Here is a 9895-nt window from a genome sequence, read left to right as displayed (position 1 = left end):
GGTTGCCTCCGGAAAAGATCGGTCCGCCTCAGAGAAGGCCGTCCTGTACGTCCATGTTCACTGCGGCCTTGTAGTAACTGACCGTGAACAGCCATTCGCCGCCGTTCAGGGCTTCTTGCAGGCTCTGTACGGCAGCCTGCGCATCGAGATTCATCGCTTCCAGCGCGCCGCGCAGCGCCTGTGCGCAGGCGTCTGCATCGCCGTTGCCGCACGCTGCGCCTGCGGCGGCGCCGGCTGCCACCGACAGGGCGCTGTTGCCGCAGACCCGGGTGATGACACTGGCCACCAGCTGCGGGCCCGGTTGCGAGGCCGCGCGTGCTGGCACTGTGTAGGCCAGGCCCAGATCATCGATGGCGGTGCCGGTTGCCAGGCAGGTCTGTTCGGCAAGGCTGATGGCCTGGGCGGCCAGGGTGCCCGCCTGTTGCAGGTTGGCGGCGCCCAGAATCTGCTGCACGGCCGCATTGGTGTTGGCGGACTGGGTGGCAATCTGTGCGGCGGCATTGGCAAGAATGTCGCGGGCCTGATTGGCATGATCGGTCGCCGACTGTGCCGCCGTGACATAGGACGGCACGTTGGCCTGCGCGGCGACAGCGGTGTAGGCCGTGGCCAGATTATCGATGCTGCCTGGAAGGTCGTTGAGGGCCGCCAGCACCCCGGGCATGGCTGCAGCGGCCGTGGCCGCAATCTGCGCGGCGGCGTGAGCGCAGTTGTACATGTCTGACGCCTGGGTGGCCCGTGCCAGAGCTTTTTCCTGGACGTCGATCTCATCCAGCCAGCCCTCGAGGCCGGCCGGCATGGCGCCCATATTGGCTATGTAGTCGCCGGTCACGCCCAGGCCCCGCTTGCAGCGCAGGGTCCAGATCGCTGTGGCGATGTCGCGGCTGGCCTGGGTGTCTACCAGTGCCCTGACCGTATCGACGATGTTGCCCTTTAGCGCTGCTTCTGCGGCGGCCTGCGAGGCGGCGACGATCTGGCTGCCGTTGAAGGCATGCGCGGCGATCTGGGTCACCGCCAGCACACCCCGGTAGACCTGGCCTGGCCAGGTCGGGTTATTGATTGCCTGGGCTTCGCTCACGTCTACCCGCACATGGCCGCGATGGGCATTGCCGATCGGGTCGCCGGCCACTTCGCCGAGGGCGACGAAATGGTTGCTCATGTTTTCTTCGGTGTCGTAGCCGGTGAACCAGGTCCGGCGCGGTTTGCCTGGCGGTGCCGGTGGCGGGGGTGGTGGTGCTGCACCGCCGTTGCGGGGATAACCGTTGAGCACATTGACGGTGGCGGCGGCAGGATGGCGGTGCTGGTTGTCGTTGCTGTTGGACACCATCACCGCCAGAGGGCGCATGCGCTGGATGAAACCGGGCGAGCTGGCAGTGTCGGCACCGTGGTGGCTGGCCTTGACCACCAGCACCCGGCCGGCGGCCGTGTCAGTGGGGTTGGCGAACTGGGCGATCAGCGCTTCTTGCGGGTCTTCGATGTCGCCGCCAATGTAGTACTTGAAATTGCCAAAGGTCAGCAGGAAGGCCAGGCTGCAGGCATTTTCCGGCTCACTGACGCCAGCGGCGGCCAGTTGCGAGGCTTGCCCGCCAGGACGGCGGACCCACTGGTTGCAGGCGATGCAGGTCAGGGTCGGCGCATTGGTGCCGGTCAGCTGGAGAATCTCGGCCTGCGGGCTGTCAATCAGCCAGCCGGGTGCCAGATTGATCGCCTGCTGTACCTGAAACCCGCTGCCACCTGCAGGAACGGCCGGGCTGTTGGTGTTGCTGATCAGGCTATAGGGGATGTTCGGCAGCGTGTCGGAGGCCCTCACTGCGCGTGTGATGCGCGTGCGGGTGGGTTCCAGGTTGATGGCTTGCAGGTAGCGCAGGTACAGGTTATCGGGGCCGCCGCCCGGCCAGCCACGATCATAGATACGCGCATTGTCGAAAGTGGTGACATTGCGCTCCAGCAGGGTCACCAGGCCGCCCAGATGATCCCGGTCGTAGTGGGTGGCGACCAGGGCATCCACGCTGGCCAGGCCAGCGGTGGTGGTGATGTAGGTGAGCACATGCCCGGCGACGTCCTGGTGCCCGCCGTCGATGAGCACCGACCTCAGTTGCTGGCCCACGGGGTTGGTCGGGTTGCGTGCGACGATCAGGGTCGCGTCACCGGACTTTCGCACATCGATATGGTGAATCTCCAGCGACCAGGCCATGTTACACCCACGCCTTGACGCCGACCGCGCCGCTCAGGCTCTCGATCAGGGCATCGATGCTGGATAACTGATTCAGTTGCTCCACCGGTACCTTTACCTGTAGCTCGCGCATCGCATCGGACACGATCGTGATGATGTCCAGGCTGCTGGCGCCGAGATGGTCGAAGCGCAGGCGGGTGTCGATCGGGCCCAGGTCGAGAAATGCCAGGGCCGCCTCGGTGTGTCGCAGTACCACTTCGCGAACCTTTTCCTGAATATCGTGCATAGCCTGCGCTCCTTGTCATGGCACCCAGTCGAGGCCGCCAGTGAGATTGATGGCCTGGCCGTTGACGAAGCTTGCCCCGTCAGAAACCAGGTACAGCACGGCCTGGGCAACGTCTTGCGGCGTGCCCAGGCGGCCGGTCGGGCATTGCCCGAGCCAGTGTTCGAAGGTTTTCGCCGGGGCGGTTTTCCGGCTCATGTCGGTATCTATCAGGCCCAGGACCAAAGCATTGGCGGTAATACCCCGACGGCCATATTCGCGGGCCAGGGTGGCGGCCATGGCAATCAGCCCGGCCTTTGACACGTTGTAGGCGATCTGTCCGGTCATGCCCTGGGCTGCCACCGACGACAGCAGCACGATGCGCCCGCGCCGGCGGGCGACGAAGCCCGGCAACAAGGCTCGGCACAGGCGAAAGTTGCCATCCAGATTGACGTCCATCACCGCGCGCCAGTCAGCGTCCGGTAACGAAATGGCCAGGCTGGGACGGTTGATTGCGGCGTTACCCACCAGCACGTCGATGCCGTCCAGTGCGCTGTCGGCCTGGTCGCAGGCCCGGTCGATGGCAGCACCGTCGGCCAGGTCCAGGCGCAGGCCAAGGCAGCGCTGGCCGGCATGCCGTTCGGCGGCGTGGCGTTCCAGGTCGGCTGCCGCTTCGGCGTCATGATTCCAGGTAAAAGCGATGTTGTGCCCGGCGGCCAGCGCCTGTTCGGCAATGCAGCGACCAATGCCGCGGGTGCCACCGGTGATGAGAAAGTTCATGGCCGGGGCTCCCAGCGACCCAGGATCGCTACGCAGTTGTTACCGCCAAAGCCGAACGAGTTCTTTAACAGGTAGCGCACCGGATGAGTCACCGGGCCGCTGGCGCAGACGTCGAAGTCCAGCTCCGGGTCGGGGTCGTCGAGGTTGATGGTGGGGTGCAATTGCCCGGCTCGCAGTTGTCCGATGCCGGCCACCAGTTCCACCAGCGGCGCTGACCAGCAGGTGTGTCCGAGCATGGATTTGGGCGCATTGACCTTGAGCCGTTGCAGATGCTTGCCGAAGACACGGCGGATCGAGCGGGCCTCTGTGATATCGCCCAGAGGCGTCGAAGTAGCGTGTGCACTGATGAAATCAATGTCCTGGGCGGTCAGCCGGGCTTCGCGCAAGGCGGCCTCGATGGTGCGCACCTGTCCATCTTCCTGCGGGCCGGGCTGGCGACTGGCATCCGAACGGGCCGCCACCGCCAGCACTTCGCAAAGCGGCTCGGCACCGCGGGCCAGGGCAATGTCGGCACGTTCAAGCACCAGGCAAGCACCACCATGGGAGGGTACGAAACCCTCGCGGCGTCGATCAAACGGGCGACTTGCCTGTTCCGGACGGTCGTTGAACGAGCGATGGCTTACGGCTTGCATCAGGGCCAGTGCATGCAGCTCCAGTGGCGAATAGTCCAGCACCGGTGCCAGCACCACGACGCGCTCGGCACCGTTGAAGCGGATTTCGTTGAAGGCTGCCCGCAAGGCCAGGGCACCGCTGGCGCATGCACCGCCGACGGTGTAACCAGGGCCGCGGATGCTCAGGACCTCCGAGGCCACGGCGACGTGGTCGGTGTCCAGGCCAGCAAGGCCGTACTGCACGTCGATATGGTCAGGGTCGATCTGGAGCTGGCGGAAGTTGTTGAAGCAGTAGTGTTGTCCGATATTGTGTCCGCCGACCACGATAGCGGTTTCTTCGTCCGCCCCCGACAGGGGCTCGAATAGCCCGGCGTCCTGCCAGGCGCGACCGGCCATCAGCACCGACAGGGCGGTGGACCAGGGCAGCCGGTTACTGACACGACGCAGGCGCAGGCGAGCATCGTCAGGCAGGCTGGCCGCCAGCACGGCCAGTCGTGGGCGCGGGTCGAAGCCTTGCATGCTGCCACCGACTCTGGTGGCAATCGCTGGCTCGAAACCGCTCCAGCGGGTGATGCCCGAGCGTCCGGCGAGCAGGTTGTCCAGCAGTGTGCCGGGGTCTTCACCCAAGGTGGTCAGTACCGACTGGCCGGTGACAACGATACGGGGCAGCTCAGACACGGCAACCCTCCATGACCAGCACCGTACGCACCGTGCCGGCGACGCTGATGCGCCCAGCGAAAATCGCCAGCATGCCGTTGTCGTCGAGCATCTGTACCTCGATATCCATGGTTTCGCCAGGACGTACCTGGCCGAAAAACTGTGCGCCGAACACCCGCGTGGCGAGCACGCTGAGCGGCGTCGCAGGGCAGCCCGACGCCATGTGCAACAGGCATTGTCCGGCCTGGGCGATGGCTTCGCCCTGAAGGGCGCCTGGGTAGATCGGGTTGCCGGGAAAATGGCCGGCCAGCACCGGGTCGTCGGGATCGACACGGCGCTGCGCGAGCAATGCCGGAACCTGTGGGTCCCAACTCAGGACCCGGTCCAGCAACAGAAATGGAGGACGGTGGGGCAGCATGTGTTCCAGCGCCGGAAAATCAGCGCGGGTGTGCCCAGTTTTCTGTTGAAGCAGCGGGCCCCGCCGCAGCTGTGCCAGTGCCGCCGCGACATCCAGACCGGCAGCGAGCCCCGCCATCTCAGGAAAACCTTGCCTGAGTCTTGGCCACAGCGGCGTTCAGCACCCATTCCAGCTCGGCGTCGGCCTGGGGCTTTTGCACCGCAGCCACGGCGCAGGACGCGCTATTGCGGCAGGCAATGCCCTGAGTGTCATACCCTGCGAACCACACCGATTCAAAGGCCGCGACCACTTGCTGGCCCGGCGTGGCGCCGCCATTGGCATCGGGATGGATCATCGCTTTGACCGCTGCACGGTAGCCGCTGACCTGCATCGCCGCGGCTGCCGCCTGCGGACCTTGCAGGGCATTGCTGCGGTTTTGCACAAACTGGTGGTCATACGCCGACAGGGCGCTGGCGACGAAGTGGTTGCCGGACACCTCTGTGCTATGGCTGGCGGCGCGCCTGGCGAAGTCGATGGCCAGCTCGCGGAATTCCTCTGCGCTGAAGAACTCGTCCTGCAAGGCCAGAAAGACCTTCACCGACAAGGGAATCGGCAGGGTGGCCAATACCGGCAACGGCAGCTCGGTGGCGTGGTGCGCGGCGAACATCTGGCGAATCTTGTCTTCGGGAAAATCGTCGCAACGGCTGAGCTGTATCACCCGCTCCACGGACATTGTATAGGTCATGACGCGGTCCTCTTCAGGCGTTGGAAAGGGTGTAGGAGACCGTGATGGTGTCCCCGGTGGTGGGGAAGGTCTTGGAGTAGTTGTACGCTGGCGCTGCACCGCCGTTGCCGAGGATGTTGGCGGTGTTGGAGCCGTTCATGGAGAAGACCAGCACGAATTGAGTGCCGTCCTGGGTCTGGTAGGTGACCTGGCCGTTGGGGGTCTGGCCGTTGGCTATGAACAGGGTGACCGGGTCGGTGCCTGGCTGCACCTGGGTGATGGGTGTGCTCTGCCAGTTGGCACCGTTGATGCTGTACTGGTTGCTGACCAGCCACAGTTTCTGGTTGGTGGTGATGGTACCGGTGCAGGTACGGTTAGGGGTTGGGCTACTGCCGCCGCCACTACTCATAAGCGTTCTCCATGATGGCCTTGCTGTGTGGGTGGGTCAGGATGCCGCGGCCAGAAGTGTGCCGGACAGAATGCCTGCTGAAACACGGCTGACCGTGGACGGCAGGGCAGAAAGGGCGCTGGCGCTGGCGGGCCAGGCAACGGCGTTGCGGGTCGCGCCGACCGGGCCGCTGGCGGTGGCGGCGGCGAGAAACACAAAGGCTTCGTCGCGCACTGCGCAGTTGAGGTCCCGGGCAGGCACCAGACCGGTACTGGGTACGCTCTCCAGGTTCATCCAGAACCGCGCGCTATTGACCCGGACATGCTTGAGGGTGCTGCCCTGCGCCGCGAACAGGTGGATAAACTGACCTTGGGCGGCGGCACCAGCGGTGATGCAATCAATGGCCGAGCCTGCGCTCAGGCCCAGTTGCGTGGTGACCTCGGTCCAGTTGGCGTCCCAGACCTGTGCGCCGTTGCGCACGCTGAGCCAGACGCCCCTGGCGCCTGCGGCGAAGACGAACAGTTGGCCGCTGATGACCGCACATGCCACCCGCGTGCAGCCCGCAGGCAGGCCGTTCGAGGTGATGGCGCTGAACGCTCCCCAGGCCGCTCCGGCCGGTTGACTGGCCAGCCAGACCTGGTTGACCGAGAGTGCAATGGCGACGACCACCGCGCCGTAGAGCGTGGCGGCGATATCCGTGATCACACCCAAGGCACCGTTGTCCAGCGGCTGGGGGTGCTGGCTCTGCCAACTGCCTGTCACGGTGGCGCTGTTATAGCCGATCACTCCATTGGCCAAGGTCAACACATACAAACGGCTGGCCAGGCTGGTGGTGGCAATGGCCTGCACCGGGGCGGGTTGCACCGGTGCTGCGACTGCCTGCACCGATGACCACTGGCCCTGATAGTTCTGGCTGGCCAGCCAGGACAGGTTAGTGGTCTGGTGATAGGGCGCGAAGGCCTTGAGCAGTTCGCCATGGCACACCAGACAGAAAGGCGCGGCCGGGTCACGCATCAGGCAGTTCTGGCTGGGGCGGTAGATCCCGTTGGCGTAATTGCCGCCACCTTCGAAGGCCCCGACCATCCACGACTGCCAGCCACTGGCTGACGGATCTGAGGGCAGCGTGGTGAAGCCGGGCGTCAGGTACTGCTTCCACTTAAGCGGCTCTTTGGTCCAGCCCTTGGTAAGGTTGGGGCTGGAGGGTTCGATGTCGGGCCAGTCCTGCGACAGAGTGGCGTATTCCACCCCCAGCCCGGCCACCAGTTGTGCAATGGCCCGTGCCAGGATGGTGACATTGCCGCTGTCCAGCGTCACCGTGCACTGGCCGCCGCCGAAACTACCGCCGGCGGTGCTGGTATTGGCGATGACAACCGCCAGGTGCCAGGTGATAGCGGCCGCACCGAGGGCCTGCGCGACCTTGCCGGCATCTGCCGCAATATCGCCGCCAGGACCACAGGACGCAGTGCCCAGCGCACTGTTGGCGGATAGCCCTGATTGAGTGGAAACGGTATCGACCTGATAGACGTTGATCGCGTCAAGCAGGCGCCACGAGAGGGGAATGATGTTGCCCAGACCTGCAATCAGTGTGGCCGTGGCTTGATGGAAGGCGTCCAGTTGACTGGAAGTAAAACCATCACCGGTGACCGCAATCAGGAAACGTTGGGTGTCAGTACCGTTGTCGACAATTTTCACGCACGAAGTAGCAGCATCCATTCAAATGATCCTCATCCTTAAGGTCAGAATACTTACTTGAAAACGCGAACGGGTCTTACTTGAGAGGTGGCATATTGATGGTGTCGTTTTGGCACTGTCAATAGGGTGGTAGGAAAATAAATGCAGGGTTTTTGAACTATGCGTCAGCTTTTTTGTCTGCTGCGCCGGTCTGGCGCGGCGTGCAGTTGATTGGCGGAAAAGCGGCCTGACACCGGTTTATTGAGATAAGTCAGTTTTTCATCGCATGACTGACATCGGCCAGCCCGGACTTCATGTTCGCTCAAAGGGGCTGAACGGCTGACGCTGCGAAAACCAGGCCACAGCCTGGGCCTTGAATGCTTCAGCAGGCGGTGTCAACGGGCAGCGCTGGTCATGTGCCAGGACGATTCGTTGAGCAGGCAGTGACTGTTTGACAGGCCTGCACACCAAAGGTTGTCCATCGTAACTGTGGTCGCCAAACGGTCGCGTGTAGGTCAGGGCTACACCAAAACCATTGGCAACCAGACTGCGCTGAAATTCGAAGCTGTGCGTGGGCTGCACACTGGCGGGTACGAGGCCAAAAGCGTTGAACAGGTCGAGAACGTGCTGCCGACTGTGGATTTGATCTGTGACGACCAGATTACAGGCACTGAGTGCGCTCATATCGACATGCGATTCTCTGGCCAATGGGTGATCCGCTGCCAGCAACGCATGGGCGGTGAGTTGGCAGAGCTCGACACACTGCATGTTGGCTGGCAAGCCGAGGTCATACGTCAATGCCAGTTCCAGCGCGCCTTCGCCAAGTCGTTTTCCCAGGTATTCGAACCCGCCTTCACGCATGTCCACGTTGACCCGTGGCGAGACTTGCCGCAGGCGTTTGAGGATTTGCGGCAGGCAATAGGGGGCGATATCGCTATAGCACCCCACCACCAGCTCACCGGCAAAGTCACCGCCTTCGCTGCCGATATCCGCGCACTTTCGTGCTTCAGCCAGTACGCGCTTTGCCTGGCCCATGACGGTTCGCCCAAACGGGGTCAACGAGACGCCCAGCCCACGTTGGCGAACAAACAGGGGTTGCCCGTAAAGACCTTCAAGTTCGGTGATCGCCGTTGAAATTGACGGTTGGGAAACGTGCAGTTCCTCGGCGGCCAGGGTGAGGTTGCCGTGCTTGGCTGCCGCCAGTGCATAGCGCAATTGTCGCAGGGTGAACTTCATTGCTTTTTCTTGGGTGATAAATAAATACATATTATTTTATCTTATGTATTTGTCATGGAATATTTGTCCTGCGTCACCTTTATCTCGTTATAGGGAGTACCCAGGCCATGACCGACAGCTCATACACCGTTGATCAAAAAGACATCGACGCCTTCCAGCGCGATGGCGCGGTGTGCCTGAGAGGCATCTTCAGTGACTGGACCGCACAGATCGCGGCGGGTATAGAGCGCAATCTGGCGCAGCCTGGTGTGTACGCCAGCCGTTACGTCGAGCCCGGTGACGCGCCCGGTGGTTTTTTCGATGACTATTGCAACTGGCAACGAATCCCCGAATTTCGCGCAGTCATCGAACAGTCATTCGCAGCGTCCATCGCCGCGCAAGTGATGCAGTCGCGTACAGCGCAGTTTTTCCATGACCATGTTCTGGTGAAAGAGCCGGGCGCGCAAAAAGCCACGCCCTGGCATCAGGACATTCCTTATTACTTTGTCGAAGGGAGCCAGTCGGTGAGTTTCTGGATTCCGGTGGACCCGGTACGCGAGTCAACCCTGAGGCTGTTGCCAGGTTCCCATCGCTGGGGTAAAGGCATCAGGCCGGTGCGCTGGGCGGACCAAAGCGATTTTTACCCGGGTGCCGACGACTATCGGGACGCACCGGACCCGGATGCAGAGGAGGGCATGCTGGTTCTGGAATGGGACATGCAACCCGGTGATGCGGTGCTGTTCGACTTTCGAACGGTGCACGGAGCCAGGGGCAACGGTTCCGCGCAGCGGCGGCGGGTGCTTTCGCTTCGCTGGGTGGGGGATGATGTGCGTTATCTGGAGCGTCCTGGACGTACTTCGCCGCCCTATCCGGGGCATGCCATGCAAACGGGTCAGCGGCTGCGTGAGGACTGGTTTCCGACCCTTTATACAGCGTCCTGAAATGACTGACATATAACCTTTTAGAGCGTATTTCGCTGCCATCTGCCCATCCCTGATCTGATCCTTTCATTGTATAGGT

10 protein-coding genes are annotated in these 9895 nt (G+C 62.9%); 1 reads left to right on the top strand and 9 read right to left on the bottom strand.

Translation table 11 applies throughout. From position 1 onward, the window contains the following. Positions 1-28: 28 nt before the first annotated feature. From ACYP2A_RS08545 to ACYP2A_RS08505, 9 genes are all read right to left on the bottom strand, one after another. Positions 29-2191 (bottom strand): ComEC/Rec2 family competence protein, encoded by a 2163-nt coding sequence (locus ACYP2A_RS08545; protein ID WP_459744391.1) that lies wholly within the window; start codon positions 2189-2191, stop codon positions 29-31. 1 nt (position 2192) lies between these two features. Beyond that, positions 2193-2456 carry an acyl carrier protein gene (locus ACYP2A_RS08540; RefSeq protein ID WP_459744390.1) on the bottom strand — a complete coding sequence of 88 codons (264 nt, stop codon included), beginning with the start codon at positions 2454-2456 and terminating at the stop codon, positions 2193-2195. Positions 2457-2471: 15 nt separating this feature from the next. After that, positions 2472-3212 (bottom strand): SDR family NAD(P)-dependent oxidoreductase, encoded by a 741-nt coding sequence (locus ACYP2A_RS08535; RefSeq protein WP_459744388.1) that lies wholly within the window; start codon positions 3210-3212, stop codon positions 2472-2474. After that, the gene (locus ACYP2A_RS08530; RefSeq protein ID WP_459744386.1) at positions 3209-4501 is read right to left on the bottom strand and encodes a beta-ketoacyl-[acyl-carrier-protein] synthase family protein; all 1293 of its coding nucleotides are present in this window, start codon (positions 4499-4501) and stop codon (positions 3209-3211) included. The genes ACYP2A_RS08535 and ACYP2A_RS08530 overlap by 4 nt, the downstream gene beginning before the upstream one ends. Then, on the bottom strand, positions 4494-5015 hold the full coding sequence (locus ACYP2A_RS08525; protein WP_459744385.1) for a 3-hydroxyacyl-ACP dehydratase FabZ family protein: 522 nt from the start codon (positions 5013-5015) through the stop codon (positions 4494-4496). The genes ACYP2A_RS08530 and ACYP2A_RS08525 overlap by 8 nt, the downstream gene beginning before the upstream one ends. Before the next feature lies 1 nt (position 5016). After that, positions 5017-5622: a hypothetical protein gene (locus ACYP2A_RS08520; RefSeq protein ID WP_459744383.1), complete on the bottom strand. Its 606-nt coding sequence runs from the start codon at positions 5620-5622 to the stop codon at positions 5017-5019. A gap of 13 nt (positions 5623-5635) precedes the next feature. Beyond that, positions 5636-6010, bottom strand: coding sequence for a hypothetical protein (locus ACYP2A_RS08515; RefSeq protein ID WP_459744382.1), 375 nt, complete (start codon positions 6008-6010; stop codon positions 5636-5638). Between the two features lie 36 nt (positions 6011-6046). Then, complete coding sequence (locus ACYP2A_RS08510) at positions 6047-7702, bottom strand: M64 family metallopeptidase (RefSeq protein WP_459744380.1); 1656 nt, start codon at positions 7700-7702, stop codon at positions 6047-6049. Between the two features lie 270 nt (positions 7703-7972). Further along, positions 7973-8896, bottom strand: a complete 924-nt coding sequence (locus ACYP2A_RS08505) for a LysR substrate-binding domain-containing protein (protein ID WP_459744378.1) — start codon at positions 8894-8896, stop codon at positions 7973-7975. A gap of 107 nt (positions 8897-9003) precedes the next feature. On the opposite strand from ACYP2A_RS08505, the gene ACYP2A_RS08500 reads away from it, so the two are divergent. Then, positions 9004-9816: a phytanoyl-CoA dioxygenase family protein gene (locus ACYP2A_RS08500; protein ID WP_459744376.1), complete on the top strand. Its 813-nt coding sequence runs from the start codon at positions 9004-9006 to the stop codon at positions 9814-9816. The last annotated feature ends 79 nt before the right edge of the window (positions 9817-9895 follow it).

The organism is Pseudomonas sp. 3A(2025) (assembly GCF_054589175.1).
Note: the sequence above shows the minus strand (reverse complement) of the source record. Positions and strands in the feature narration are given on the sequence as shown.